23 protein-coding genes and 1 tRNA gene are annotated in these 25,612 nt (G+C 58.9%); 15 read left to right on the top strand and 9 right to left on the bottom strand.

The features are described from left to right. Positions 1 to 38 precede the first annotated feature (38 nt). Both mshD and HMPREF2879_RS04185 read right to left on the bottom strand, forming a co-directional pair. A complete protein-coding gene (gene mshD, locus HMPREF2879_RS04190) occupies positions 39 to 1,103 on the bottom strand; it encodes a mycothiol synthase (protein WP_049360528.1) in 1,065 nt (354 codons plus the stop codon). A gap of 180 nt (positions 1,104 to 1,283) precedes the next feature. Next, on the bottom strand, positions 1,284 to 1,961 hold the full coding sequence (locus tag HMPREF2879_RS04185) for a winged helix-turn-helix transcriptional regulator (RefSeq protein WP_080977137.1): 678 nt from the start codon (positions 1,959 to 1,961) through the stop codon (positions 1,284 to 1,286). 635 nt (positions 1,962 to 2,596) lie between these two features. Between HMPREF2879_RS04185 and HMPREF2879_RS04180 the strand changes: the two genes are divergently transcribed. Continuing rightward, positions 2,597 to 3,286: a heme-binding beta-barrel domain-containing protein gene (locus HMPREF2879_RS04180; protein WP_070634875.1), complete on the top strand. Its 690-nt coding sequence runs from the start codon at positions 2,597 to 2,599 to the stop codon at positions 3,284 to 3,286. A 65-nt stretch (positions 3,287 to 3,351) separates the two neighbouring features. Then, positions 3,352 to 4,587, top strand: a complete 1,236-nt coding sequence (locus tag HMPREF2879_RS04175; protein WP_083309630.1) for a CAF17-like 4Fe-4S cluster assembly/insertion protein YgfZ — start codon at positions 3,352 to 3,354, stop codon at positions 4,585 to 4,587. Positions 4,588 to 4,727: 140 nt separating this feature from the next. On the opposite strand, the gene HMPREF2879_RS04170 is transcribed toward HMPREF2879_RS04175, so the two are convergent. Continuing rightward, positions 4,728 to 5,759 carry a 6-phosphofructokinase gene (locus HMPREF2879_RS04170; protein WP_049347329.1) on the bottom strand — a complete coding sequence of 344 codons (1,032 nt, stop codon included), beginning with the start codon at positions 5,757 to 5,759 and terminating at the stop codon, positions 4,728 to 4,730. 462 nt (positions 5,760 to 6,221) lie between these two features. After that, on the bottom strand, positions 6,222 to 7,424 hold the full coding sequence (locus tag HMPREF2879_RS04165; RefSeq protein ID WP_005508355.1) for a pyridoxal phosphate-dependent aminotransferase: 1,203 nt from the start codon (positions 7,422 to 7,424) through the stop codon (positions 6,222 to 6,224). Positions 7,425 to 7,778: 354 nt separating this feature from the next. Between HMPREF2879_RS04165 and HMPREF2879_RS04160 the strand changes: the two genes are divergently transcribed. The 12 genes from HMPREF2879_RS04160 to HMPREF2879_RS04105 all read left to right on the top strand — a co-directional run bounded on the left by HMPREF2879_RS04160 (position 7,779) and on the right by HMPREF2879_RS04105 (position 19,530). Next, a tRNA-Trp gene (locus tag HMPREF2879_RS04160) sits at positions 7,779 to 7,851 on the top strand. A gap of 77 nt (positions 7,852 to 7,928) precedes the next feature. Then, a complete protein-coding gene (secE, locus tag HMPREF2879_RS04155; RefSeq protein WP_012903011.1) occupies positions 7,929 to 8,207 on the top strand; it encodes a preprotein translocase subunit SecE in 279 nt (92 codons plus the stop codon). A gap of 104 nt (positions 8,208 to 8,311) precedes the next feature. Continuing rightward, positions 8,312 to 9,058, top strand: a complete 747-nt coding sequence (nusG, locus tag HMPREF2879_RS04150; RefSeq protein ID WP_012903012.1) for a transcription termination/antitermination protein NusG — start codon at positions 8,312 to 8,314, stop codon at positions 9,056 to 9,058. 267 nt (positions 9,059 to 9,325) lie between these two features. After that, complete coding sequence (rplK, locus tag HMPREF2879_RS04145) at positions 9,326 to 9,754, top strand: 50S ribosomal protein L11 (protein WP_005504870.1); 429 nt, start codon at positions 9,326 to 9,328, stop codon at positions 9,752 to 9,754. Between the two features lie 137 nt (positions 9,755 to 9,891). Further along, positions 9,892 to 10,587 (top strand): 50S ribosomal protein L1, encoded by a 696-nt coding sequence (rplA, locus tag HMPREF2879_RS04140; protein WP_005504876.1) that lies wholly within the window; start codon positions 9,892 to 9,894, stop codon positions 10,585 to 10,587. Between the two features lie 214 nt (positions 10,588 to 10,801). After that, positions 10,802 to 11,776 (top strand): TDT family transporter, encoded by a 975-nt coding sequence (locus HMPREF2879_RS04135; protein WP_049347325.1) that lies wholly within the window; start codon positions 10,802 to 10,804, stop codon positions 11,774 to 11,776. A gap of 101 nt (positions 11,777 to 11,877) precedes the next feature. Continuing rightward, the gene (locus HMPREF2879_RS04130; protein WP_070634873.1) at positions 11,878 to 13,032 is read left to right on the top strand and encodes an ABC transporter ATP-binding protein; all 1,155 of its coding nucleotides are present in this window, start codon (positions 11,878 to 11,880) and stop codon (positions 13,030 to 13,032) included. A gap of 400 nt (positions 13,033 to 13,432) precedes the next feature. Next, the gene (rplJ, locus tag HMPREF2879_RS04125; RefSeq protein WP_005504882.1) at positions 13,433 to 13,963 is read left to right on the top strand and encodes a 50S ribosomal protein L10; all 531 of its coding nucleotides are present in this window, start codon (positions 13,433 to 13,435) and stop codon (positions 13,961 to 13,963) included. A 156-nt stretch (positions 13,964 to 14,119) separates the two neighbouring features. After that, the gene (gene rplL, locus HMPREF2879_RS04120; RefSeq protein ID WP_005504884.1) at positions 14,120 to 14,494 is read left to right on the top strand and encodes a 50S ribosomal protein L7/L12; all 375 of its coding nucleotides are present in this window, start codon (positions 14,120 to 14,122) and stop codon (positions 14,492 to 14,494) included. 326 nt (positions 14,495 to 14,820) lie between these two features. Continuing rightward, positions 14,821 to 16,362 (top strand): glycoside hydrolase family 32 protein, encoded by a 1,542-nt coding sequence (locus tag HMPREF2879_RS04115; RefSeq protein ID WP_070634872.1) that lies wholly within the window; start codon positions 14,821 to 14,823, stop codon positions 16,360 to 16,362. 242 nt (positions 16,363 to 16,604) lie between these two features. Further along, positions 16,605 to 18,602, top strand: coding sequence for a PTS sucrose transporter subunit IIABC (locus tag HMPREF2879_RS04110; protein ID WP_070634871.1), 1,998 nt, complete (start codon positions 16,605 to 16,607; stop codon positions 18,600 to 18,602). A 274-nt stretch (positions 18,603 to 18,876) separates the two neighbouring features. Then, positions 18,877 to 19,530, top strand: coding sequence for a GNAT family N-acetyltransferase (locus HMPREF2879_RS04105; RefSeq protein WP_044150184.1), 654 nt, complete (start codon positions 18,877 to 18,879; stop codon positions 19,528 to 19,530). 116 nt (positions 19,531 to 19,646) lie between these two features. Here the strand turns inward: HMPREF2879_RS04105 and HMPREF2879_RS04100 are convergent, their stop codons facing one another. The 5 genes from HMPREF2879_RS04100 to moaA all read right to left on the bottom strand — a co-directional run bounded on the left by HMPREF2879_RS04100 (position 19,647) and on the right by moaA (position 24,563). Next, on the bottom strand, positions 19,647 to 20,723 hold the full coding sequence (locus tag HMPREF2879_RS04100; RefSeq protein ID WP_049341102.1) for a LacI family DNA-binding transcriptional regulator: 1,077 nt from the start codon (positions 20,721 to 20,723) through the stop codon (positions 19,647 to 19,649). Between the two features lie 98 nt (positions 20,724 to 20,821). Continuing rightward, positions 20,822 to 22,135 carry a molybdopterin molybdotransferase MoeA gene (locus tag HMPREF2879_RS04095; RefSeq protein ID WP_049341104.1) on the bottom strand — a complete coding sequence of 438 codons (1,314 nt, stop codon included), beginning with the start codon at positions 22,133 to 22,135 and terminating at the stop codon, positions 20,822 to 20,824. A 141-nt stretch (positions 22,136 to 22,276) separates the two neighbouring features. Further along, positions 22,277 to 22,981, bottom strand: a complete 705-nt coding sequence (locus HMPREF2879_RS04090; RefSeq protein WP_070634870.1) for a molybdenum cofactor guanylyltransferase — start codon at positions 22,979 to 22,981, stop codon at positions 22,277 to 22,279. Further along, positions 22,981 to 23,247 (bottom strand): MoaD/ThiS family protein, encoded by a 267-nt coding sequence (locus HMPREF2879_RS04085; protein ID WP_049353355.1) that lies wholly within the window; start codon positions 23,245 to 23,247, stop codon positions 22,981 to 22,983. The genes HMPREF2879_RS04090 and HMPREF2879_RS04085 overlap by 1 nt, the downstream gene beginning before the upstream one ends. Positions 23,248 to 23,351: 104 nt before the next feature. Continuing rightward, a complete protein-coding gene (moaA, locus tag HMPREF2879_RS04080; RefSeq protein ID WP_049353354.1) occupies positions 23,352 to 24,563 on the bottom strand; it encodes a GTP 3',8-cyclase MoaA in 1,212 nt (403 codons plus the stop codon). A 227-nt stretch (positions 24,564 to 24,790) separates the two neighbouring features. Here moaA and modA point away from each other — a divergent pair, with 227 nt between their 5' ends. Further along, on the top strand, positions 24,791 to 25,597 hold the full coding sequence (modA, locus tag HMPREF2879_RS04075; RefSeq protein ID WP_049353353.1) for a molybdate ABC transporter substrate-binding protein: 807 nt from the start codon (positions 24,791 to 24,793) through the stop codon (positions 25,595 to 25,597). The last annotated feature ends 15 nt before the right edge of the window (positions 25,598 to 25,612 follow it).

Raw genomic sequence — 25,612 nt, 5'->3', positions numbered from 1 at the left:
AGTCGTGAAGAGGCACGCCAACTGTGGCGCACCAAAAACTAGGCGGCAGGCTCAGCCTGCTGGGCGGGGGCGTACATGCGGTCAACCGTCGCCACACCGAAACCCAACGACGTGTAGAGGGAGTATGCGGCGGTGTTGTCAGCATCCACGTACAGGTCGATGGCGCGCAGCGGCTCGCCGTTCTCGTCCTCAGCGCACGCCAGGTACGCCAGCGCGCGCAGGGTGAGGGTTCGGCCCAGGCCGCCTCCCTGAGCCTGCGGGTTCACACCCACCACGTAAATCTCGCCGGAGGGGGACAGCTCGCCCTGCTCCTGACCGGTCGGGATCTTCGTCCAGGTGAATGCCGCAATGGCGGAGTCATCATCCACCTCGGAGGCGATGAAGAAACCCTCAGGACGGAACCAGGGGGAGCCGGTGCGCTCGCGCAAATCGGCAAGGGTGAGCTTGCCCTGCTCCGGGTGATGCGCAAAAGCTGCGGCATTCACGCGCAACCAGGGGAACTCGTCCGCGCCGGTGAAGGTGCGCATGCGCAGGTTCTCCGGCAGAGTGCGCGCATCGGAGCGTTCCACAAGCTCTTCGCGGGTCTGCGCGTCCAGGGGCAGAACCATCTTGTACAGCACACGCACCGGCTCGAAACCGTGCAGGGTTGCAAACGCGTGGGCGGGGCTTTCAATACCGGTGTCGGTGGCGCTGCCGTGAACCCAGAGGCGGTAGCGGGTCGCGTCATCGCCCAGCTGGCGGACGGCGTGGTCGAAGAATGCGCTACCTACGCCTTGTCCGCGGTATTCGGGGGCGACGGCTGCCTCAATCACGCCGGTGTCTTCGTCGTTGGCGGGGGTGAGCGCCACAAAGACGGCAGCGAGGGTGCCGTTATCCTCGGCGACAAAGAAACGCGGAGGGGTCAGGGTGCTTTCGCGGAGTGCCTTACTCAGCTCAATGCGGGTCTGCTCAGAGAACGCCGAGACGCCGTCATGGCGGGCAACCTTCTGCGCGAAGGAATCGAAGCGTTCCAGCAGCTCTTCGGTGAGCTGCGGTTCTGCGTAGACCGGGGTGCTTGCAGTGGACAGGGTGGAGGAATCGGGTGTCTGGTTGTGTACCATCATCGCCTTCTTTCGTAGCCTTCTGATTCAACTCTACCGGGGATAGTTGCTCTTTGGAGAGTTTGTTCTCCGTCCTGGGCGAATATGACAAGAACCGGAACATTTACGCATTCTGGTACTCGGTGCAGTACCGGGGCAACTGGCAGAGTGGGTACACCAATTGAGTGGTTGGCGCCGCGAAATTTAGCGGGTGCTATTGAAGGAATACCCCACATTACGCACGGTCGAAATCATCTGCTCGTACTCGGTGCCGAGCTTGGAACGCAGACGACGCACGTGCACATCCACGGTACGGGTGCCGCCGTAGTAGGAGTCGTAACCCCACACTTCGGAGAGCAACTGGGCGCGGGAGAAGACCCGTCCGGGGTGCTGCGCCATGAATTTGAGCAGTTCAAACTCTTTGAAGGTCAGGTTCAGTGCGGTACCGGAAAGATGCGCGGAGTACGCCTGGGCGTCAATCACGAGGTTGCCTGCGCGTACCACTCGTTCCTGCTGGTTTTCTTCTTCAGCGGTTGCTTCCCTTTTGATGGCAAGACGCAGACGCGCATCCATTTCGGAAGGGGAGGCCTGGTCAGAGACAATATCGTCCACCTGCCAGGAGGCGGCAACAGCCGCCATGCCACCTTCGTTCAGGAGTGCGATGAGCGGCAACTGTACGCCGGCGGCGCGCAGTAGCTGGGCGCAGTGGCGTGCTTTAACGAGGGCGGTGCGGGCATCGACCATGAGCAGGTCGAATGTCTCGGTTTCGAGAGCCGTATGGGCGGTGTCGAGGGGGAAAACGTGTACCTTGTGGCTGAGTAGACTCAGCGAGGGAATCATATCCTGCGCGGCGGTATCGCTCAGAAGCGCAATACGGTACACACCCTCTCCTTTCCCAGGTATTTCCCGTGTAAAACTTTTGGCTCTTTCTAGTGTACTAGCCTGCCTGTGTTGTAGCTGTGGGAGCTGGTGTAGCCTGCGGCCGAATATCGTATTCCGGACTGTTCGTACAGGCTTCTCAGCTGGCTATGATAGGGCACCTACCCGGATTCTGCGGGGCTAATATTTTGCTGGCGCCGGGTGGGGCGTATGCCTGCTGAGAATCGTGCTGTTCACTATGTTTCTGCCGCTGATTCTGCGCCCTTTCGGGGCGGGTCTATGGTAGGTTTAAGGCATGGAAAACAATCTTATGGCTCTTGAAGCTCTCTTCATGTCGCTGATGGCTATCATCTCCGTGTGCATCGGTATCGGTGCATTCGCAGTGTTGCGTGGCCTCTTCAGCGGTCAGAAGTAGTCTTCCCGCACAGAGCAGAAGCATCGCCCACACAGGGCTTTAGGCGGTCGTACGGTTCGTACCGCCTCGCCAATGACGGCGTGAACCCCCACCCGGTCCCCTCCGGTTGGGGGTTTTCTTTATGCTGCCCGCCGTACCGTTTACTCTGCAGACGGCGGTGCTACCCCGTGCCGTGAGCGAACGAACAGGCTACTGTTGTACGCAGGGTACTAAAATGGAAGGTATGGCTATTGAAATCCCTACCAACCTAACCCCTGAACTTGTTCCCTTCGCATGGCTGCTCGGCACCTGGGAGGGTACCGGAACCATGTGGTACGAAGGCCAGGAGAATACCCCCTTCGGCCAGATTATTACTTTTGAGCAGGATGGTCTGCCCTTCATCGAATACCGCGCTGAATCTTTCCTCCTCGATGACGAGGGTCAGAAGCTGCGTCCCATCACCGTTGAGACCGGTTTCTGGCAGATTGACCGCCCCCTGACTGACGCCGACGGCGGCTTCGGTATCGTTCCCAAGGACGTTATTCCCGCCTTCGCTGACGCTGAGAGCGTTGAGACCCTGCGCAACGAGGACGACGGTTTCTCGCTGCTGGCAACCATCGCGCATCCCGGCGGCATTAGCGAGAACTATGTGGGCATGGTCAAGGGCCCGGTCATTCGCATGCAGACCGGTAACCTGCTCCGTGACGACATCTCCCACGAGTACGCGGGCTCCGTGCGCCTGTGGGGCCTGGTCAACGGCAACCTCATGTGGGACTGGGAGGTCGCAGACGCCGAGGGTAAGCTGCACAAGCACGCCTCCGCTGAGCTTCGTAAGACTTCCTCGATGACCGGCGATTCCCTGGGAACCTCGATGTTCGGTTCCCTGGACGGCGAAGAGCCCACCGGCGAGCCCGGCTCCGAGCCCACCGCCTAATACATTACTTATGTCTGCCCCGCTGAATGGCGGGGCAGACTCTTTGCGTGAAAGGTGCACCTTCCGTGACTGAATCTTCGCTTGAAGCCCCTCAGGCTGAGGCACCCCAGCCTGATGCCGCCCGCCCCGCGAGCCCCCTGCTGGGCCTGCACGGCGCTTTTGCCGCCTCCGGGCTGGACGCCGGCGTCGCCGCACACTACGGCAACCCCATGCTGGAACAGCGCGCCCTCAGCTTTGACCGCTCCGCCGAGGCAAGCGAACCGCTGGTGCTAGTGGACCGCTCCTCCATGGGCGTGGTGCGTGTTGAGGGGCCGGACCGCCAGACCTGGCTGACCTCCATCGCCTCGCAGATTCTGACCGGCATGACCGCCGGGGAGAGCCGCGAGTTCCTGCTGCTTTCCCCTCAGGGCCGTGTGGAGTACGCACCCGCCGCAATTGAAGACGGCGAGGCACTCTGGCTGATCGTTGAGGGCTACCAGGCTCAGCCGCTGACCGATTACCTAAACCGCATGAAGTTCATGATGCGCGTTGAGGTGCAGAACCTCAGCGACGAGTATGCGGTACTGGAGAGCGCCCGCAACCCGATCCAGCAGGACGGCTCGGTGCATCCGGCGCTCGCTGAGTGCAAGCCGCTGGTGTGGGAGGACCCTTGGCACACTCCGGCACCGGGTAGCTACCACTACGATGAGGCGGGTGACGCCCACCCCGGCGCGGACTATGTGCGTTTCTTGAGCATCGTGCCGCGCTCTGTTCTGCCCGCCCTGGCTGAATCTTCGGACGCGCGTTTTGCGGGTCTGTGGGCTGCGGAGGCTCTGCGTATTGAGGCGTGGCGCCCCCGCTATGGCACCGAGGCTGACGATAAGACCATCCCGCAGGAGCTGGATTACACCCGTACGGCGGTGCATTTTGATAAGGGCTGCTACAAGGGCCAGGAGACGGTGGCTCGCGTGCATAACCTGGGTCGCCCGCCGCGCCGCCTGGTGTTCTTGGATATTGACGGTTCGGAGCACACCCTGCCGGCGTCAGGTAGCGAGCTGTTCGTGGAGGGCAAGTCCCGCCCGGTCGGTCGTATTACCTCGGTGGCGTTGCATCACGAGGCGGGCCCGATTGCTCTGGCTGTGATTAAGCGCGGCGTTGACCCGCAGGCGCCTTTGCGTGCGGTTGATGGTGGTGACTTCCTGCCCGATGGTTCGCCAGCGCCGGCGACCGAGTACGCGGTGGCTCAGACGACGGTGGTTTCGCCGGAGTCCGGTGAGGTGGCGCGTCGTTCTTTGGCGGGTCAGGACTTCCTGAAGCGCTAGACGCTCCCGACCCAAAACCGCCTGAACTAGAACCCATCCCAACTAGAACCGCGGAGGCGGACACTCGTTGCGAGTGCCCGCCTCCGCGGTTTTAGTATGAGTGCTCAGCGAGCTTGCTGAGCTTGCTGAGCTTGCGGGGTTTAGCGGCCGAAGAGGACGGCTGCTTCTTCCCAACGTTCCTGAGGTACGGACTTCAGGCCGTCCAGTGCCTCTTCGAGGGGTACGTACTTGATTTCGGTGCCCTGAACGGAGACCATCTTGCCCCACTGCTTCTGTGCGACCATGTCGACTGCGCCCATGCCCAGGCGGGTTGCGAGCACGCGGTCGTAGCCGGTGGGTGCGCCACCGCGCTGGATGTGACCCAGGATGGTGTTACGGGTTTCGACGCCGGTCATCTTCTCGATTTCGTGGGTGATGTACTCACCGATACCACCGAGGCGGGGACGACCGTCCTTCTCGGTACCCTTGTTTGCCATGACGTCGTCGAAGCCTTCGGGGATGAAGCCCTCAGCAACAACAACCAGGGGAGAGCGGCCGCGGTCGTGTACTTCCTTGACCCATTCAGCAACCTGCTCCATGGAGACCTTGACCTCGGGGATCAGGATTGCGTGTGCGCCTGCAGCCATACCGGAGTGCAGTGCGATCCAGCCGACGTGGCGGCCCATGACCTCGGCAACCATGCAACGGTGGTGCGATTCACCGGTGGTGCGGATGCGGTCCATTGCCTCGGTCGCGATGGACACTGCGGTGTCGAAACCGAAGGTGTAGTCGGTTGCGCGCAGGTCGTTGTCGATGGTCTTGGGCACACCGATGACGGGCAGGCCTGCGTCTGCCAGACGCTTTGCGCCTGCGAGGGTGCCTTCACCACCGATAGCGACGATTGCGTCGATGCCGTGGCGTTCCATCATGATTTCGATGTTCTCGGGGCCACCGTTGGGGCCGTCGAAGGGGTTGGTGCGGGAGGTACCGATGATGGTGCCGCCCTGGGATGCCAGGCCGCGGACCTTCTGGCGGGGCAGGTCCATGTAGTCGCCTTCAACGACGCCTCGCCAGCCATCGCGGAAGCCGACGAACTCGTAGCCGTACTTCTTGACACCGTTGAGCACGGCGCCGCGGATGACAGCGTTCAGGCCGGGGCAGTCGCCGCCGGAAGTAAGCAGACCGATCTTCATATTGGCTCCTTGTTGATGTCTGCGCATTGGGGTGTTGTGCGCGCGTATATAACTATGACCTCCGCGATTTTGGCACGGGAATGTGTGCCGGTCGGGAGGTCGTTCTCTTGGTCTCTATTTTAGCGGTGTTTGGGTTGTGTTGGTAGTGGTGGAAAGGCGTGGGAATGCCCAAATCGCGGCATAAAAGTTCAGGTTTTTGAAACCTGTATGTTTGGGTTTGAAACACAAATAGCCGCCGCTTCCCACCTATGGCACCGAAGAGGCAAACGAGGCCTCCGCGCATCCGAAAAGATGCGGGAGGCCTCGAACGTTTTAAAAATATTTTTAAATCTTTGTGGGATTCCCGGTTTTTAGGACATAAAACGGTCAATAGCCCTGTGTTTGATTGTTTTGTGCCGGTTCACCCAACACCTAAACCGCACCTCCCGCCGGGGCAAGAGACGCGGTTCGGAGAGCTGCGAACTAGTCGCGTGCCTGACCGAGGAACTTCTGCAGGCGTGCCAGGCCCTCCGCCAGGTCCTCGTCGCTCAGGGCGTAGGAGAGGCGCAGGTAGCCGCTGGGACCGAATGCCTCGCCGGGAACTACGGCGACCTCAGCCTTTTCGAGGATGAGCTCAGCCAGCTCTGCGGTGGTCTGCGGGCGTACGCCTTCAATTTCCTTGCCGAGCAGTTCGCGTACGTCCGGGTAGGCGTAGAACGCGCCGGTGGGTACGGGGCAGTGCACGCCTTCAATAGCGTTCAGGCCATCTACGATGGTGCGGCGGCGGCGGTCGAAGGCGGCGTGCATGATTTCTACGTCGTCCTGCGGGCCGGTCAGTGCGGCAAGGGCTGCGCGCTGGGCGATGTTGTTGACGTTGGAGGTCATGTGGGACTGCAGGTTGGAGGCTGCGGCGATGACGTCGCGCGGGCCAATCATCCAGCCCACACGCCAACCGGTCATGGCGTAGGTCTTTGCCACACCGTTGAGGATGACGCACAGGTCAGCGAGCTCGGGCACCGCCTTCAGGATGGAGACTGCCTGAACACCGTCATAGGTGAGGTGCTCGTAAATCTCGTCGGTCAGCACGAAAATACCCTTAGACAAAGCCCATTCGCCGATGGCGCGGGTTTCCTCTTCGGTGTAGACGGCACCGGTCGGGTTGGAAGGGGAGACGAAGATGAGCGCCTTGGTGGCGGGGGTGTAGGCTGCTTCGAGCTGCTCGACGGTGACCTTGTAGTGCTGGTCGCTACCGGCGAATACCTCGATGGGGTTGCCGCCGGCCAGGCGGATGCACTCGGGGTAGGTGGTCCAGTAGGGTGCGGGCAACAGGACGTCGTCGCCTTCGTCGATGACGGTTGCGAATGCCTGGTAGACCGCCTGCTTGCCGCCGTTGGTGATGACAACCTGGGAGGGGTCAATCTCTACGCCGGAGTCGCGCAGGGTCTTTTCCGCGATTGCCTTCTTCAGTTCGGGAAGACCGGAGGCGGGGGAGTATCGGAAGTTCTTGGGGTCGTTGAGCGCTTCGCGTGCGGCGTCCACAATGTGCGCGGGGGTGGGGAAGTCCGGTTCGCCTGCGCCGAAACCGATGACGGGGCGTCCCTGAGCCTTGAGTGCTTTTGCCTTTGCGTCGACGGCAAGGGTTGCGGAGGGTGCGATGGCACCGATGCGGCTTGAAATACGCGCCATGGGGCTCTCTTCTCTTTCTTCTTGTGCGCTGCCGGCGTGAAGTCGACAAGGAAATAGGTGATGGGAATGCACGTGTGGGACCAATCTGCGCCTGATGGGCGCGGGTGTGTGCGGCATTCCTCTTATTAGGATACGGTCCACTAGTAGTGATGCGGAACCCTTCGTCAAGGTATCTCAAGAGGTTTTTCGAAAAATATTACATTCTGAAGTTGCATCGGCCCCGAAAGATGGTTTACAGTTAGTTCTGCACCCGCAAGGGTGTAATTGTTTGCCCCTCTAAAGCCCACGGCTTAGGAGGCAATGGAGGAGTAGACAAGTGAGAAGCAACTCTCACACCTGAAGTGAAAACTTCAAAGGGTGGTGGCTCAATTGGTAGAGCAGCGGTCTCCAAAACCGCAGGTTGCAGGTTCGAGTCCTGTCCGCCCTGCTTTTATTGCCTCAATAAATAATTTGTACGCCCGCACCCCGGGCGTACTTTTTTAGACTCAGAAAGGGGCAGAAGAAATGGCATCGTCTGCTACCGCCGAGAAGGTTGTTAAGCCCGGCGCATCGTCGAAGAGCGATAAGAAGCTCGGTTTCTTCGGCCGTATTTTTGCATTCCTCCGTGAAGTTATTGCGGAGTTGAAGAAGGTTACTACTCCCACCGGACGTGAACTGGTTGGTTACTTCTTCGGAGTTCTGTTCTTCGTCGTGGTGATGCTCCTTCTTATTTCTGGTCTGGATTATCTTTTCGGCCAGGGAGCATTCTGGATTTTCGGTAACGGAACCATTCAGCGTAACTAGTACTGGATGCATCCTTATTTGGGGTGCCCCATCAGTGATTTCCCTCAGCGCATTGGTGAGTGGGAGTCCCCTCTAGATGATTAACGATAGAAAGTAGGAGCGACGTGTCCGAGCAGGAACTGGTATCCGAGATTGAAGAGGTCGAGGTAGCCGCTGCTGAGGCTACTGAGGAGTCTGCAGCTATTGAGCAGCAGGCTGAGGAAGCTACCGAGGCTGTCGAGGTGGCTGAAGCAGCTGCTGAGGCGGCTGAGGAAGTCGACGCTCTGGAAGAATTCAAGTCCAAGCTGCGCCGTCAGGCGGGCGACTGGTACGTGGTGCACACCTACTCCGGTTACGAGAACAAGGTGAAGACCGGTATCGAGACCCGTATCCAGAACCTGGAAGCTGAAGATGAGATCTTCGAGGTTCAGGTTCCCATGGAGACCGTGGTTGAGTTCAAGAACACCGTGAAGAAGACCATCCGCCGCGTGCGCGTTCCCGGTTACGTTCTGGTGCGTATGGAACTGACCGACCACTCGTGGGGCGTTGTCCGCCACACCCCCGGTGTGACTGGCTTCGTGGGTCAGGATGCGTACAACCCGGTCCCGCTGCGCATGGACGAGGTTTTCGACATGCTCCTGCCGGTCTTCGAAGAGCAGCAGCAGAGCCAGGGCCTGCCCGTTTCCAAGCCCGTTATCGAGTCCGACTATACTGTGGGCGAGAACGTCCGTGTGAAGTCCGGTGCTTTCGAGGGCATGGATGCTACCGTTTCGGAGATCAAGGGCGAGTCCCAGCAGATTGTCGTGATGATTTCCGTCTTCGGTCGCGACACCCCGGTGACCTTGAGCTTCACCGAGATCGAAAAGATTTAACGCTTCTAGCGTGTGAATATGAGCCTCGCACTGTTGGTGCGGGGCTCATATTTTGTGTCGGCTTTGTAAGCGGCATTAGTTGTGCAGACGAGGTTTAATCTTTCTGCTAGCTGGCGCTGGATTAAGTCGCTGATTAACGCTAGAATATTGGTTTGTGTATGCGCATGTCACGCTTTCATGTGGATGCACGGGTGACCGCGCCACGGTCACCGTCTTGCCGGCGTACGCTCCTGTGCGTCGGTTCCCAGCTAAGAAAAGGACCCTACATTGGCTCCCAAGAAGAAGGTCACTGGCCTCATCAAGCTGCAGATCCAGGCAGGCGCCGCTAACCCGGCTCCCCCCGTCGGCCCCGCACTGGGCTCGCACGGTGTGAACATCATGGAGTTCTGCAAGGCATACAACGCTGCAACTGAGTCGCAGCGCGGTAACATCATCCCCGTTGAGATTACCGTCTACGAGGATCGCTCCTTCACCTTCATCACCAAGACCCCTCCGGCTTCCCAGCTGATCAAGAAGGCTGCTGGCGTTGCTAAGGGCTCCGCTGTTCCTCACACCACCAAGGTTGGTTCGCTGACCGAGGCTCAGGTGCGCGAGATCGCTGAGACCAAGATGCCCGACCTGAACGCAAACGACCTGGATGCTGCTTCCAAGATCATCGCAGGTACCGCTCGTTCCATGGGTATCACCGTCGAGTAATTTCGGCTCGCCGAATAGCCGAGTAATCGGCACCGTAGATTTTTCTACACAGAACTTGTAAATGCCCGTCGTATGGACGGGATGTGGCAGAGCCGAGCGCGGCTCACGAGACCACAACTGCATAAGGAGAAAAGCAGATGGCAAAGCGCAGCAAGGCGTACAAGGCAGCTGTAGCCAAGATTGAAGAGGGTAAGCTCTACACCCCCGCTGAGGCAGTTGCCCTGGCGAAGGAAACCTCTTCCACCAAGACCGACGCAACCGTTGAGGTTGCAATGCGTCTGTCCGTTGACCCCCGTAAGGCAGACCAGATGGTTCGCGGTACCGTGAACCTGCCCCACGGCACCGGTAAGACCGCTCGCGTGGTCGTTATCGCAGCAGGCCCCAAGGCTGCTGAGGCTGAGGCAGCTGGCGCTGACTACGTTGGTTCCGACGAGCTGATCGCAAAGATCGCTGGCGGCTGGACTGACTTCGACGCAGCGGTTGCAACCCCCGACATGATGGGCAAGGTCGGCCGCCTGGGTAAGATCCTGGGTCCCCGTAACCTGATGCCGAACCCCAAGACCGGTACCGTGACCATGGATGTTGCAAAGGCTGTTGCAGACATCAAGGGCGGTAAGATCGACTTCCGCGTTGACCGTAACTCCAACCTGCACTTCATCATCGGTAAGGCTTCCTTCACCGCTGAGCAGCTCGAGGAGAACTTCCAGGCAGCTCTGGAAGAGGTTAACCGTCTGAAGCCCTCTTCGGCTAAGGGTCGTTACATCTCCAAGGCAACCGTTGCTACCACCTTCGGCCCCGGCATCCCCGTTGATCCGGCTGCCGTTGCTGCCTAAGGTATGCACCTGTAGCTTCTAGCGTTAGCTAGTAATCGCCCCCGACGTTTAGGCGTCGGGGGCGATTTTTTATAGGCTTAAAATATGGAGCGACTTGCTGGCTCCGAGTCCTGGCTCCGGCTGGCTTTGGCCTTGTCCGTGTTCCGGGCTGTCGAAACACCTATTGGGGTTGCGTGCCCCCATCCTGCCCTACAACTATGAGAGGTAAAACCTAATGCCTTCTTCCCTTCAGAACGAGCAGAGCGCCCGTCGCGGTCTCAGCGTGCCGGTCAATTATTTTGCGGTGGCGCTGGGCACCGGTGCTTTGGGTGCTGCCTGGCGTACCGGTGCGTCGAAGGGAATGGCACCTGATTGGGTGGGGGAGAGTATCCTGGCTTTTAACGCTGTGGTGTGGCTGCTCCTTGTGGGGTTTTTGATTCATTCGGTGGTGAAGTACCGTGCGTGGGTGCGTAGTTTTTGGGAGCATCCGGCGCGTACCTGCTTCTTTTCGCTGATTCCGGCGACGACGGCGCAGGTGGGTGCGGCTCTCTACCCGTATGCGGAGGTTCCGGCGCTGACTCTGGTGGTGCTGGGAGCTGTGGGGCAGCTGTACTTTGCCTCTCACCGCATTGCCGGTACGTGGCGTGGTGGGTATGTGCCTGAGGCTGCCTCGCCGGTGCTGTATCTGCCGACTGTGGCGACAAATTTTGCGACCGCTACGGCGATGGGTTTTGTGGGGTGGCACGATATGGCGATGCTCTTCTTCGGTGCGGGTCTGATTTCGTGGTTCAGTGTCGAGGCCGCGATTCTGAGCCGCCTGCGCACCCTGGCCCCGCTACCTCAGGGGGAGCGCGGCATTATTGGTATTCAGATGGCGCCGCCTTTTGTGGGTGGTAACGCGTACCTGGCGGCTAATGGCGGTATGGTGGACTGGTTCTTTTTGGTGCTGACCGGTTATGGCATTCTGCAGTTGTTCTTCTTGATGCGTTTGCTCCCGTGGACTCTTGAGGGTGGTTTCTCGATGAGCATGTGGGGTTTCTCGTTCGGTATGGCTTCCATGGCGGCGAGCGGTATTCGCTTGACGGCTGCTGGCTCGCTGGGGTTGGTGGGTCCTGCGCTAACGGTGGCGGGTACGGCTTTCCTCATTTTCCTGTGGGTGGGTACGCTGCATTTGGCGTTGAAGGGGCGTTTGCTGGTACGACCGAGCTAGGGCGCTCACATGAGACTCTGGTGCGAGGTTCGCGCGCTGTTTTATGACGGTGCTTATCTTCTGCACGCGTGCCGGGCACAAGTTTCGGCGATAATGGGGGAATGACTTCTGCATCCTACTCTTCTGCCGCGGCGGAGCCTTTTGAAGGCCTGCGTATTCGAGGTGTCGCTAAGACCTTTGGCACTGATACGACGGTTCTGAATGAGATTGACCTGGATGTGCACCCCGGCGAGCTGATTTCCCTCGTGGGTTCTTCCGGTACGGGTAAGTCCACTCTGCTGCGTATTATTGCCGGTTTGGAGGAGCCGAGCGCCGGTCGGGTGACTTATGCCGGTCAGCCTCTGGAGCGCGGCTCGGTGGGTGTGGTGTTTCAGCGCCCTATTCTGTACCCGCATCTGAGCGTGAAGGACAATATTCTGTTCCCGACCCGGCTGGGCGCGTTCGCCGGTCGGGTTGACGCGGACTACTACCGTGAACTGCTGGAGGCTCTGAAGCTTGAGGGGTTGGAGTCTCGTAAGCCCTCGCAGCTATCGGGTGGTCAGGCTCAGCGTGTGGGTATTGCGCGTGCTTTGATTCGTCGTGCCCCGGTGGTTCTTTTTGATGAGCCGCTGGCGAGTGTGGATGAGCAGATGAGCGCGAGTATCCGTGCGGACATTGTGCGTCTGCACGAGCGCTACGGTTTTACGGGCCTGTACGTGACCCATGATCAGAATGAGGCGCTCATGCTGGGTCAGCGGGTGGCGGTGATGGATGCCGGTTACCTGGTGCAGGTGGATACTCCGGAGCGGTTGCTGGCGCATCCGCATACTCTGCAGGTGGCGAAGCTTTTGGCGGCGCCCGCACTGAACCTTTTGAATCTTGAGGATTCGGAGTCGCTTCCTGCCGGGTGCGAGTTGGCGATTCGTGCGACCGCTTTGTGCCCCGTGGCGGCAGACGCTGCTCATGCTCTGCCGGTGCAGGTGCTCGGTAGCCGCCATCTGGTGGGTGGCATGCTGTACCGCGCGCGTCTGTTGGATGCGGTGTCCCTGCCTCTGGAATCTCGGCGGGCTTCGGTGGATTCTGAGCCGAGTGACCGAGTGTATGCGCGAGTGCGTGCCGGTCAGGAGCTTGAGTTCTTTATTCCCGATGTGCAGAGTGCCACCTTGAGCGGCGCCTCCCCGAACAGTACCTTCCTGAGTGTGGGAGAGCGGGTGCACCTGGGTGTGGCTGCTGAGCGTTGCTTCTTGTTCTCGGGCGGAAAGCGTTTTTACCTCTAAAACGCGTCTTTACTGGCTTTTAGCTGGACCTTTCAGACGGGAGAAAGCGCGGGTTAATCGGCTTAAAGAGGAGCTTTAAGTGATTAACCCCGCTTAATCACGTTTTTAACTTGCGACTCGGGCTTTAACCTGAGATGATGAATAAACCAAAGACCGCCGGTCTAGAACTATGTCCTTTATCACCACCTCGGTGGAGACGAAGAACAGAGTTCTGATAAGAGCAGATTTCACTAGAAATCGCCGCCCGCGTAGGTAACTCGAAGTGAATAGTCGTTGCCCTCGTTCAGGGTGCCGTCTATCGTGCCTCGTACGCCTACGCGTCGGGGCATTTTTTATTGCTTGCAATAAATGCTTCGAGGCTCTACCGGCGACCTTACAAGAATCGGAAGAAGGAACTACCATGGCGACTCAGGAAAAGATCGCTGCAGTATCCGAGCTGAAGGAACTCTTCGAAGCTTCGAACGCAGTCATCCTGACCGAATACCGCGGTCTCACTGTTGCACAGCTCAAGGAGCTGCGCCGCGCACTCGGTGCAGAGACCGAATACGCCGTGGTGAAGAACACGCTGGCTGCTATCGCAGCTAAGGAAGCTGGCATCGACGCATTCGAAGGCCACCTCCAGGGTCCCTCCGCACTGGCATTCATCAAGGGCGACCTGATTGATGCTGCTAAGGGCCTGCGTGACTTTGCCAAGGCTAACCCCCAGCTGATTGTGAAGAACGGTTACTACGAAGGTGCCGCTCTGACCGAGGACGACGTCAAGCGCTACGCTGACCTGGAATCCCGCGAGGTTCTGCTGTCCAAGGTTGCAGGTGGTGCAAAGGCTACCATCGCACGCATCGCACAGGTTGTGGACGCACTGCGCGTCAAGCTGGAGGAGCAGGAAGGCGCAGCTCCCGCTGCTGCCGAGGAGGCTTCGGAAGAGGCATAAGCCCCTTTCGTGCTACTGCACCAGCGCTGAGATACTCAGCAGCGTGAACGCGAATAGCGTGTAACGCACCCTAAATTTGACCGACCCTTTCGGGGTAGGTACTGAAGATTTACACCGCGGGCGTCAGCCCGCACCAGATAGTGAAGGAGCCAAACAATGGCTAAGCTGTCCATCGAAGAACTCATTGCAGCATTCAAGGAACTGTCCCTCGTTGAGGTTTCCGAGTTCGTCAAGGCATTCGAGGAAGAGTTCGACGTCACCGCAGCTGCTCCCGTTGCAGTTGTAGCAGGCGGCGCAGCAGGCGAGGCTGCTGAAGAGAAGTCCGAGTTCGACGTTATCCTGGAGTCCGCTGGCGACAAGAAGATCGCAGTGATTAAGGAAGTTCGTGCCCTGACCTCCCTCGGCCTGAAGGAAGCAAAGGACCTGGTTGACAGCGCTCCCAAGGCTCTGCTCGAGGGCGTTTCCAAGGAAGACGCTGAGAAGGCTAAGGAGCAGCTCGAGGCTGCTGGCGCAACCATCACCCTCAAGTAATCGACTTCTTCTCGATTCTTACGCGGGCGGTGCATCCATTGGATGCGCCGCCTCGCGGCATTTAACAGCCCCGAACCTACTCCGGTATGAAGACTGGGGGAGGTGCGGGGCTTTGTCGTGCCAGCTCTTTTCTCCTGTAGCAAACGGGGTATGTGCCACATAATCGGCAGGTGGCGGTATAAGCCGCTGTGGCCGCCCTGTGCCTCGGATGAGAGAGGCTGAGAGCACTGTGGTGCCTCTCTCCTAGAGCCCGGCAACGGGTCAGAGGTGCCGTATGATGGGATGAGACAACCCAGACATTCCCCTTGCACGAAAACGGATAAGACATGAGCGAGCAGAAGAAAAAGAATCAGAAGTCCTCGCCCCGCCCCGCCCGTGACCTGGCGGCAGAGGCACAGCAGATCCTGGATGCTTTTGGTGCCGGAGTTCGTGAAGATCGCGACTACCCCGCCCTGCACCTGGCTCCTCCGGTCGGCCGCCTGAACGACCCGAACGGCCTTGTCTTTGACGGCAAGCGCTACCATGCTTTCTACCAATACTCGCCCCTGCACCCCGAGCGTATGGTCTACTGGCGTCACGCCGTGAGCGAGGACCTGACCCACTGGACCGATGAGGGTACCGCCCTGGTGCCCGATAGCCGCTACGATTCGCACGGCTGCTACTCCGGCTCGGGCATTAAGGTGCCCGGCGGTTTTGAGTTCTTCTACACCGGTAACGTGAAGGATGAAAAGGGCAACCGCGAAACCTACCAGATCCTTGCAACTGCGGGTGAGGACGCGAAGCCGACCCGTCAGCTGCCCCCGCTGATTTCTGGTCCTGAGAAGGGCTACACCGCGCACTACCGCGACCCGCACGTCTTTGAACGTAATGGCGAGTGGTGGATGGTCATCGGTGCTCAGCGTGAGGATCTGACCGGTGCTGTGGTCGCGTACACCTCTGCTGACCGCCGCGAGTGGACCTTCCGCGGCGAGCTGGGTATTAAGGATAAGAGCCTCAAGGGCACCTACATGTACGAATGCCCCTCCCTGCTGAGCATGCGCGATGAGCTGACCGGCGAGATTCGTGACGTGCTGATTTTCAGCCCGCAGGGCATGCAGCCCCTCGGCGAGAAGTACAACAACATTTTCCAGAGCGGCTACATTGTTGGCTCGCTGGATAACGAGACTCTCAAGTTCACTGTGGAGACCCCCTTCACCGAGCTGGATGCAGGTTTCGAGTTCTACGCACCGCAGACCATCTCCGGTACCGGCCTGACCGCCGACCCGAAGGCACCGCACGATGTATGCGGTGATGCCCCGGTGATGATTGCTTGGCTGGGCAATGCTGACCAGGACGACCTGCCCTCGTGGAGCCACCGCTGGGTGCACATGTTCACCTACCCGCGTGAGCTGCACCTGCGCAACGGCAAGATTTTCCAGCGCCCGGTTCCGCAGCTGAACGACGCGATGAAGATGACCCCGCTGTACCGCGAGGAGGAGAAGGGTAAGCTCGTCGAGCTGAAGAATGCCCTGACCTTCCGTCTGCGCGGCCGCGTGAACGTCTCTGACGAGTGCGTGAAGCTGAAGATCAAGGACACCCACGGCGTGGCACTGAGCATCGTTCTGGATAAGGACTTTGTGCAGATGGACCGTGGCGGTACCCGCTACACCGAGGGTGGCAGCCTGCGCCGTCGAACCCTGAAGCGTTCGAAGATTCGCGAGTTTGACCTGCTTGTGGACGGTTCGGCTACCGAACTGTACGTGGGTGGCAAGCTGGTTGCCTCCATGGGCGCTGAGGTTATGACCGCTCGCACCTTCTTCAAGGGCGATAAGCGCCGCGTCCGCCTGACCGGTGGCGAGGTGCTGTCCCTGGAGTATGGCCGCCTCTAAGCCATTTTCTAGGCGTTGGGAGCCGCCTATGCGGGTAGTTTCCGGTAATTTCTGAATATGTTTGAGAGCTCACTCTCCGTGTGGAGAGTGGGCCCTCGCTTTTAAGAACTTTCCCGTGATACCATGTTTTACATCTGATATGTCAAACGTATGACATATACATGACATGCACACACAGACATGTCACCCCACCCCATTTACAAAGCATCATACGGTGGTGCTCCAAACAAAGGAGAGCGAGCGTGGACCACAAGTCAGTGGCACAGCGCGTGCTGAAGGACGTCGGTGGCGCCGGCAACATCGTTGCAGCCGCACACTGCGCAACCCGCCTTCGCCTCGTCCTGAAGAACCAGGACAAGGTCGACCAGGCAGCAATCGACAACGACGAGGATCTTAAGGGCAGCTTCCTCAATGCTGGCCAGTTCCAGATTATCGTCGGCCCCGGCGACGTTAACGAGGTACACAAGCACCTTATCGCCGCTGGCGCACCCGAAGCATCTAAGGATGATCTCAAGGAAATCGCCTCCAAGCAGGGCAACATCGTTTCCCGCTTCATTAAGACCATTGCTGATATCTTCGTCCCGCTGATTCCGGTTCTGGTCGGTGGCGGTATGCTGATGGCAATCAACAGCGTGCTGACCTCCAAGGGTATCTTTGGTCCCGAGAGCTTCATCGCAATGCACCCCGAGTGGGCTGACTTCGCGGACATCGTCAACCTGCTCTCCGCAGCTCCCTTCGCTTTCCTGCCCGTGCTGGTTGGCTTCTCCGCAACCAAGGTCTTCGGCGGTAATCCTTACCTGGGCATGACCATGGGTGCCGCAATGGTCTCCCCGGCACTGATGAACGGCTACAATGTCGCTGCCTCTCTGGCAGGTGCCGAGGGTAGCGAACCGATGAAGTACTGGAACCTCTTCGGCCTGCAGGTCCAGCAGGCGGGCTACCAGGGTACCGTGCTGCCCATCATGCTGGTTGCCTTCATCCTGTCCCACATTGAGAAGTTCTTCCACAAGGTCCTCAAGGGCACCATCGACTTCATCTTCACCCCGACCCTCACCATCCTTATCACCGGCTTCCTGACCTTCATCTTGGTCGGCCCGCCGATGTTCCAGCTGGGTACCTGGCTGGGTGAAGGTATTAACTGGCTCTACACCGTTGCTGGCCCGCTCGGCGGTCTGATCTTCGGTACCTTCTACGCATTCATCGTGATGACCGGTATGCACCAGGCATTCCCGCCCATCGAGATGAGCCTGTGGGCAACCGGCGGTTCCTTCATCTTCGTCGTTGCCTCCATGTCTAACGTGGCGCAGGGTGCTGCCGCAGCCGGTGTCGCACTGACCACCAAGAACAAGAAGATCAAGGGTATTGCTTCGGCATCTGCACCCTCGGCATTCCTGGGTATTACTGAGCCCGCAATGTTCGGTGTGAACCTGGCTCTGCGCTGGCCCTTCTACATTGCTATTGTTTCCGCAGGTATCGGTGCAATGGTCGCTTCCATCCTGAATGTGAAGGCAATTGCTCTGGGCGCCGCTGGTTACATCGGCTTCCCCTCCATTAGCCCCACTACCGGCGCGGGCTGGGCTGGCTTCTTCGGCTGCCTCATCCTGACCACCGTCATCGCTTTCGTTGCCTCCTTCATCTGGGGTAAGAAGGTTGAGGCTGGCAACACTGAGGAGGCTGAGGCACCCGCCGCTCCTGTTCCCGCTACTCCCGCAGCAGCTGCTGCAGCTCCCGCTGCCGCTGTAGCAACTGAGGCTGGCGAGAGCGTCGAAATCGGCTCCCATATGGTCGGTTCCGTGGTTCTGCTGGCTGACGTCAAGGATCCCACCTTCTCCTCCGGCGCACTGGGTGCAGGCACCGCAGTGGAGCCCACCGAAGGTAAGCTCTACGCGCCGGCTGACGGCAAGATTACCGTTGCATTCCCCACCGGCCACGCATACGGTCTGCGCACCGAGGATGGCCTGGATCTGCTGATGCACATCGGCATGGACACCGTTGAGCTCGACGGCAAGCACTTCGAGCCCAAGGTTGCTAAGGGCGACACCGTTAAGCGCGGCGACGTCATCGCCGAGTTCGATATTCCCGCCATCAAGGCGGCAGGCTACCCGCTGGCAACCCCCATGGTGATTACCAATGCCAAGAAGGCAGCTGCCTCGGTTGAGGATGTCCAGGCTTCGGGCACATCTGTCACCAGCGCAGATTCACTCCTGAAGGTTGCACTGAAGGCAAAGGCTAACGCATAGTCTGCACTCTTAGTGAGTAGATAACCTCAACGTGATGTACACCCCGTACCGCTCTTCCTAGAGCTGGTGCGGGGTGTTCAAATTTTCCTGCAAAGTAATGCAAAAATAACATGAATAAATATTCGTAAAATTTATGCATATTGGTGCAATATAAGCTGGCACACATTCGATGCATGGCTATGAAAAATGTCTTGATAAGGCAGAATTTATTAGCCAGGAGTGAATAATCCAGCTAATATTTATGTATAGTTTCAAGCTTTTGTAAAGGGTGAATATGACCTCAGCTTCCTATACCGTCCGCACCGCCGAGTCTCATGAATATGCAGATGCGCTCGAGGTGCTGATTGCCGCATTCGACGGAGATCCCGCCATGATGGCAGTCATCGCAGGCGGTAGCCGCCGACAGGAACTTGCCAAGCTCCGCGCAATCATGACCCTGCAGGTCTACGGCAACTTCCAGGGCCGCGGACGTATCGACATCGCTATTGATAACTCCACCGGCAAGATTGTGGGTGTCTGCCTCTGGAACACCCCCGAATCTCACGAAGGTTCCTTTGCTAACGAGCTCAAGCAGTTTGGCGCCTACTACAAGGCTCTCGGTTGCAAGACTCTGCTGAAGGCAATCCTGATGGAGTTGCACCTGCTCAAGTACCGCCCCGCGTACAAGCACTGGTACCTCTTCAACATTGGTGTTCTTGAAGAGTATCGAGGTCGCGGTATCGGCTCCCGGCTACTCGATTACGGTACCGAACGCATCGGTGACTACCCCGCTTACCTCGAAGCATCGACCTACGACAGTGCACGCCTCTACGAGCGCCGCGGATTCTTCTCCCTCGGACCGCTCCACGGTATCTTCTCCAAGGCGCACGCCGTCGGTATGGTCTACCCCGGAACCGGCCCGACCGAGATTGTGCAGCGCGCCTCCTAAACTTCCGGACGCGCACAAAACCGATAAATGTATATGCAAAATCCGCCCCACCGTGAGCACTCGCACGGTGGGGCGGATTTTTATCGTCAGAAGAGGAGCTTCTTATTGGAGCTCGTCTATTGGAGCTCGTCCGGGGCGGAGGTGTCAGGCTGAATCTGATCCAGATTCGGGATAGAACGCACCGTAGCCCCCAGATGGAGCTCAACCGGGAGTACATCCTCGGGCTGGGTAATTGGGGGAGTGGTCTTCTCTGAGGAATCCTCCTGCTGTAGCTCAATGAGCTCCAGCAGACGCTGCGCGGTACGCTCTGCCATGCCCTCAATCGGCTGAACCACGGTCGCCAACTCCGGCATGAGCAGCTGAACGCTCTGCGTGCCATCGTAACCAATCACCTGGAAATCCTCCGGAACACGAATAGCGCGTGCGCGCGCCCAGCCCAGCGCCAACGCGGCGTAATTATCGTTGGAGGCAAAGACCGCATCCACCGGCTCCGGACTATCGGCGCGTTCATCAAGGTAGCGGTAGAGCACCTCACGTTTAATACCCAGTGAAGGACGGAAGCCCAGCTCCAGGAACTCCGGCATGAGTCCGGCTTCGAGCATTGCCTCACGGTATCCGCGCTGACGCTCATTGTGCTCACCCAGGGTTGATGTCACGTGCACAATATTCTGCGCACCCGTGGCGATGAGGTGCTCCGTGGCGGCGCGAGCGCCTCCGTAATTATCGGAGCGGACATTCGGGTAAAAGCCGCTTTCGAGGCGGTCCACGGTCACCAGGGGAGCCTGGGCGTGCGGAATATTCACCAGCGCGTCAGAGTGCGCGCCGCTGATAATGCCGTCCACCTGGTTGGAGAAAAGCATCTCCAGGTAGCGCTTCTCTTGTTCGGGGTGGTCATCGCTATTGCAGAGAATGACCCGGTAGCCTGCTTCGGCAAGGTAACTTTCGAGGCGGTACACCATCTCCCCGTAGAAGGGGTTTGCGACCGTGGGGAAGATGAGGCCCACCATCTGCGAGCGCTGGCCCTGCAGGCTGCGGGCGATGGCGTTGGGGCGGTAGCCGAGTTCCCGCATTGCCTCGTGGACCTTGGTGCGGGTGCTTTCGCTCAGGTAGCCGCGGTTGTTGAGCACGCGGGAGACCGTGGTGGGGGAGACTCCCGCCAGGGCTGCAACGTCGCTGAGTTTGGGCTTAGCCACGGGGGCTCCCTTCGGTATGCTAAACGATTGACATATCTCTCTACTATACCCCGACCGCATACCGCATAAACATTTCAACGCCGGAAAATAGCGCCTTACTACAGCACCGGAATAATCGGAACCCGAGCTCCCACCTCATGGGCAGAACCCCGAACCGAAGAATCATCCAACACCGCGCAGTGAGTAGCCGCCGCCAACGAGGACAGCATATGCGACGCCGACTTCGGCAGAGGATACGCCACACCATCATGCACCGACACAGGAAGCAGACGAGCCCCCGCCGGCTTACGCAAAGTATCAACAGGCTCACCCAGAACCGCCGAATCCAGCTCCGGCAGAGGCATGTCCCTCATGCCAGCCAGAAGCGGCGGCAAATACGAATACAGGGCAGTGTAAGCCGCCAAAGGATTACCCGGCAGACCCAGCACAAAACGCTCACGACCCGAATTCGGGCCAGTCTCCGGAACCGGCAGACGCGCAGCCAATGCCGGATGGCCCGGACGCACATCCACCGACTCAAACAGGTACGTCGCACCCATATCGTTGAGCACCTTACGCACCAAATCAACACCCGAGGTGCTCGACCCGCCCGTAAACACCAGCACACGAGCCGTCGACGTGGACAAGAACGTGCGGAACTCAGACTCAACATCCGCCAGGCGAATTGACGGGCGCGCCTCGCAGCCAGCAGAAATAATCGCATGTTCCATAAAGCCGCCAAACGCATCACGCACCTGACCAGGCGCAGGCACACCAAAGGTAATGACCTCATTACCCGTAAACGCGCAACGCACCGGAATCGGGGCGTACACCGGCAACTCATCAAAACCATTCATGCCCAAAAACGCCGCCATACGCGCAGAAATACGGTCACCGTGGCGCGCCAACAACTCGCCACGCTCCAGCTCAACACCAGCATGGCGAATATCAGCACCCGGCGCCGGAGGCTCAAAACCCTCCGCCATATCCAGGTAATGAATACTGGACTGAGTCTCCAAATGAGCAGCTACACCAGGGCGAGACGAAGCCTCCGCACCCTCATACAGGCGCGAATGCTCCTCGCGCACAATCGCCTCAGCGCCCTCAGGGAGCAAACCACCCGTCAAAATCGGGGTCGCCTCGCCCGGAGCAATCGGCACCGTCAGACGGTGAATATTAGCGCGAGAATCCTCCGGATACGCCGGAGTCACCAGACGCCACGGAGGTGCACCCGCCACAGCGTAACCGTCCATCGCCGAGGAGCTATAGTGGGGCACCGGCATCACCGAATAAACATCATCCGCCAAATAGTGGTCAATTGTCGCCAGCAGCGGCAAAGACTCCGTCTTCACATGGTGTGCAATCTCCAGGCCCTGCTCATGCAAAATCTGGCGGGCCTGCTGCCACGAAACAGAAGGAATATGGTGAGACATCGTACCTCGTAAAAGTGTGTGCGGGACGCGCAACAGCGCGCGAGCTCAAAAACGCTACATGTACACGGTATCTAAAGCCAAGACTTATCACCTAGGGTACTCGTAGTCAGGCCCTAATATCACACTGCGGTAGCTCAGCTACTAATAGCTTGACCAAAGCGACGTCGTATAACCCAGCGCCTGCGCCTGCTCCCACGTATCAACATCGGCGGTATCAGCGGCAGACATCTGAACCGCAGTAGGGTTCAGACGACGCAAAAAAGAACGAACAGAAGCGTTGGTGGTGCCGGCCGAAAAGACCGAACGAATTGCCTCAAAACGGTAAATACCCACCAGCGGCTGATAGATACCCTCAGAAACACCCCAGAAACCTGCAGATGATTCAGCACCCTCAAATGATTCAGAATCAGTAGGGGAGAAGCCCGCCGTGCGCTCAGCACTTTGCGCCGCAGTAATCAGCTGTTGAACCGCCGGGGCAATACGCGGAGTATCCACACCCAAAATCAGGCACCAGTCGGGCACAGGAATCTGCGAGCGCTCGCAATCGGCCGCAATGCACTCCAAACCGGCATGAATCGCCGCGGCAGGACCCGAAAACGGCGGATCCTCACGAGTACGCAACACCCCCGACGGCAAGGGTAGGCTCTCAGGACCCACCACCACGCGCGGGGATGCGGCGGCCACCGCCTCCAGAGCACAATCCAGCAGAGTATTCGTACCATCAGACAGGGACGCCTTCGGCACGTGGTTCAGGCGGCGAGAAGCACCTCCGGCAACAACGACCGCGGCGCACGAAAAATCGCCCTCAGTAGGGGGCACGGAACCGGGCATTTTATCCGCCCGCATTATCCACCCGCAAAGGGAGGCAGAACGTCCACACGGTCGGCATCCTGCAGGGGCGCCTGCGTATCCGAGCGGGCACCATTGACCAGGAACGAGCACTGCTCCATGACCTGCGCAAGAGTCAGACCCGACGGGGTCGTACCCTCCAAGCTCTGACCCAGATGCTCAACGAGCGCGCCAAGAGTTGTCGACGGTAACTCAGCCAAAGGTACCGACAGCTGCGTGGTGCCCGCCGCAGAACGTGCGGCAGCGAAAAAATGAACCTGCATAATGCTCCTCAATCCTAAGTCAGGGGACAGCCGAAAATCACGGGCGCAAGATGCCAATAAAAAGCCTTATCCGCGCACCTTCGGCTGATGAATCAGCGGCTTTCCTAGCCACCAATAGCGCTCATCGAGCGGCTCGCCTTAGCGAACTCCTCAATATCGAAGTCAGCGTCTTCCTTACCGTGGGCGCGCGGCTTAAACCACATGCCCTCACGCCAGCGCAGAGCCAGCTGCTTATCGTCAGCACCGGAACGCAGAAGCTGCATCAAATCAGTCTCGGTGTCGGAGAACAAGCAGGAACGAATCTTACCGTCCGCCGTCAGGCGGGTGCGGGTGCATGCATTGCAGAACGACTCCGTGACCGAGGCGATAATACCCACACGGCCCAGCGACTCGGTACCGTCAGCAGGGAAGCCCGCCTCATCCAGGGCAGTACCGAGCGGGTACACCTCCCACAGCTGAGCGGGGGAGTCGCCGCGCGCCTCCGCCACCGAACCCAGAACATACTCAGCCGACAGTTTCTCGCGAATCTCAGCGGCGGTAATCGTGCCCTCACGGGTCCAACGGTTATCAGCATCCAGCGGCATCTGCTCAATGAAACGCAGCTGATAGCCGCCCGCCAACGCCCAACGCAGAAGCTCCGGAGCCTGATCATCATTCAGACCCGGCATCAGCACAGCATTAATCTTGATCGGCCACAGGCCAGCCTCCGCTGCACCATCGATGCCCTTGAGCACGGCGTCGAGCTTATCGCGGCGGGTCAACTCGGCAAAGGTTTCACGGCAAATCGTATCCAGAGAAACATTGATGCGGGTCAGGCCAGCCTCCGCCAGGGCGGTGGCACGTTTCTCCAAACCAATACCGTTCGTTGTAATAGCAAGCGGAACATCCGGATGCGCCTGATGGATACGGGCAATAATGTCCACCAAATCGGCGCGCACCAGCGGCTCGCCACCGGTAAAGCGGATCTCCTCAACGCCCAGTTCAGTAATCGCAATATCGGCAAGGCGCGCGATCTCCTCGGCGGAGAGCAGATTCTCCTTCGGGAGCCACTGCAAACCATCCGCCGGCATGCAATAAATGCAACGAAGATTACATTTATCGGTCAGAGAGATACGCAGATCCGTCGCCACGCGACCCCAACGGTCCAAGAGCGGACCGCTGTTCGTAATATTCGGGAGTTTACGCTGGGCCTTTACGCCACTCTCAGATTTTTGGGGCGTCACAAAAGCAGCCCCGTTACCCTCCGCAGAAGATAAGGTGCTTAACATTGGGCCCGCAATGAGCTCAGAAGAAGCTGAATTTGCCGTGTACGCCATGTAAAACCTATGTGGAAAATTTGCATATTTCAGGTGACAATATGATTATTCCATGTTCCGGCGCCCCGCACATAGTGTGTGCAGGGTAAGTTACAACTGCGCCACCGCAGACCACGTGACGAAAACAACGTGTACAAGCTAGGGGTGTACACAAAACTTCACACAGAGCCCGAACAGGAAAACACCTCACCACCGCAAGAGTACGAACCACCAAGGAAACAAATTTCATGAAGACCCCCCTCGCAGCCCTCAGCGCGCTCGCCGCCGCAACCCTCGCCCTCACCGGATGCGGCGCCACCCAGAGCTCCTCTTCGTCCACTGCCTCCGCATCGAGTAGCCAGGCTGGCTCCGGCAAGGTCGAAGTCTTTGCCGCCGCCTCCCTGAACAACGCAGGTGCAGACCTTGAAAAGGCATACGAAGCCGCCAACCCCGGCGTGGACGTCACCTTCGTCTACGAAGGCTCCGCAAAGCTCGTCAACCAGATTGAGCAGGGCGCAACCCCCGACCTGCTCATCACCGCAGACACCAAGAACATGGACAAGGCAAAGAAACTCGACCAGTTCTCCGACTCCGAAACCAACGTTCTGGTCACCAACAAGCTCGTTCTCGTCACCGCCGAAGGCAACCCCGGCAAGATCAACAGCCTCGACGACCTCAAGACCACCGACGGCGTCGTCGCAGTCTGCAAAGAAGACGTCCCCTGCGGCACCATCGCCCACCAGGAACTGAAGAAGCACGACATCACCCTCAAGAACGCAACCACCGAAAGCAAGGTCACCGACGTAGCCACCAAGGTCACCACCGGTAACGCCGATGCGGGCTTCATCTACACCACCGACCTCGCCGCCGCCAAGAAGAAGGGCGTCAACCTCGGCTCCGTCGAGCTGACCGATGTGGAACGCAACGAATACCCCGCGGCGCTCAGCAAGACCGGCTCTTCTTCCGAAACCGCGAAGAAGTTCAACGAATGGCTGAAGAACTCCGACGAGGCGAAGAAGATCCTCACCGAGTACGGCTTCAACACCGCACAGTAATTCAACACCGCCACA

The organism is Rothia sp. HMSC069C04 (assembly GCF_001812895.1).
In the GTDB taxonomy this organism is placed as follows: Bacteria; Actinomycetota; Actinomycetes; order Actinomycetales; family Micrococcaceae; genus Rothia.
This window is presented reverse-complemented; position numbering and strand designations above follow the sequence as displayed.

Excerpts from the sequence above, each read along its gene's own strand:
- mshD (WP_049360528.1), bottom strand. The coding sequence starts at position 1,103 with ATGATGGTACACAACCAGACACCCGATTCCTCCACCCTGTCCACTGCA.
- HMPREF2879_RS04180 (WP_070634875.1), top strand. The coding sequence starts at position 2,597 with ATGGCTATTGAAATCCCTACCAACCTAACCCCTGAACTTGTTCCCTTC.
- HMPREF2879_RS04170 (WP_049347329.1), bottom strand. The coding sequence starts at position 5,759 with ATGAAGATCGGTCTGCTTACTTCCGGCGGCGACTGCCCCGGCCTGAAC.
- HMPREF2879_RS04165 (WP_005508355.1), bottom strand. The coding sequence starts at position 7,424 with ATGGCGCGTATTTCAAGCCGCATCGGTGCCATCGCACCCTCCGCAACC.
- secE (WP_012903011.1), top strand. The coding sequence starts at position 7,929 with ATGGCATCGTCTGCTACCGCCGAGAAGGTTGTTAAGCCCGGCGCATCG.
- rplA (WP_005504876.1), top strand. The coding sequence starts at position 9,892 with ATGGCAAAGCGCAGCAAGGCGTACAAGGCAGCTGTAGCCAAGATTGAA.
- HMPREF2879_RS04135 (WP_049347325.1), top strand. The coding sequence starts at position 10,802 with ATGCCTTCTTCCCTTCAGAACGAGCAGAGCGCCCGTCGCGGTCTCAGC.
- HMPREF2879_RS04130 (WP_070634873.1), top strand. The coding sequence starts at position 11,878 with ATGACTTCTGCATCCTACTCTTCTGCCGCGGCGGAGCCTTTTGAAGGC.
- rplJ (WP_005504882.1), top strand. The coding sequence starts at position 13,433 with ATGGCGACTCAGGAAAAGATCGCTGCAGTATCCGAGCTGAAGGAACTC.
- rplL (WP_005504884.1), top strand. The coding sequence starts at position 14,120 with ATGGCTAAGCTGTCCATCGAAGAACTCATTGCAGCATTCAAGGAACTG.
- HMPREF2879_RS04115 (WP_070634872.1), top strand. The coding sequence starts at position 14,821 with ATGAGCGAGCAGAAGAAAAAGAATCAGAAGTCCTCGCCCCGCCCCGCC.
- HMPREF2879_RS04105 (WP_044150184.1), top strand. The coding sequence starts at position 18,877 with ATGACCTCAGCTTCCTATACCGTCCGCACCGCCGAGTCTCATGAATAT.
- HMPREF2879_RS04095 (WP_049341104.1), bottom strand. The coding sequence starts at position 22,135 with ATGTCTCACCATATTCCTTCTGTTTCGTGGCAGCAGGCCCGCCAGATT.
- HMPREF2879_RS04090 (WP_070634870.1), bottom strand. The coding sequence starts at position 22,981 with ATGCGGGCGGATAAAATGCCCGGTTCCGTGCCCCCTACTGAGGGCGAT.
- HMPREF2879_RS04085 (WP_049353355.1), bottom strand. The coding sequence starts at position 23,247 with ATGCAGGTTCATTTTTTCGCTGCCGCACGTTCTGCGGCGGGCACCACG.
- moaA (WP_049353354.1), bottom strand. The coding sequence starts at position 24,563 with ATGGCGTACACGGCAAATTCAGCTTCTTCTGAGCTCATTGCGGGCCCA.
- modA (WP_049353353.1), top strand. The coding sequence starts at position 24,791 with ATGAAGACCCCCCTCGCAGCCCTCAGCGCGCTCGCCGCCGCAACCCTC.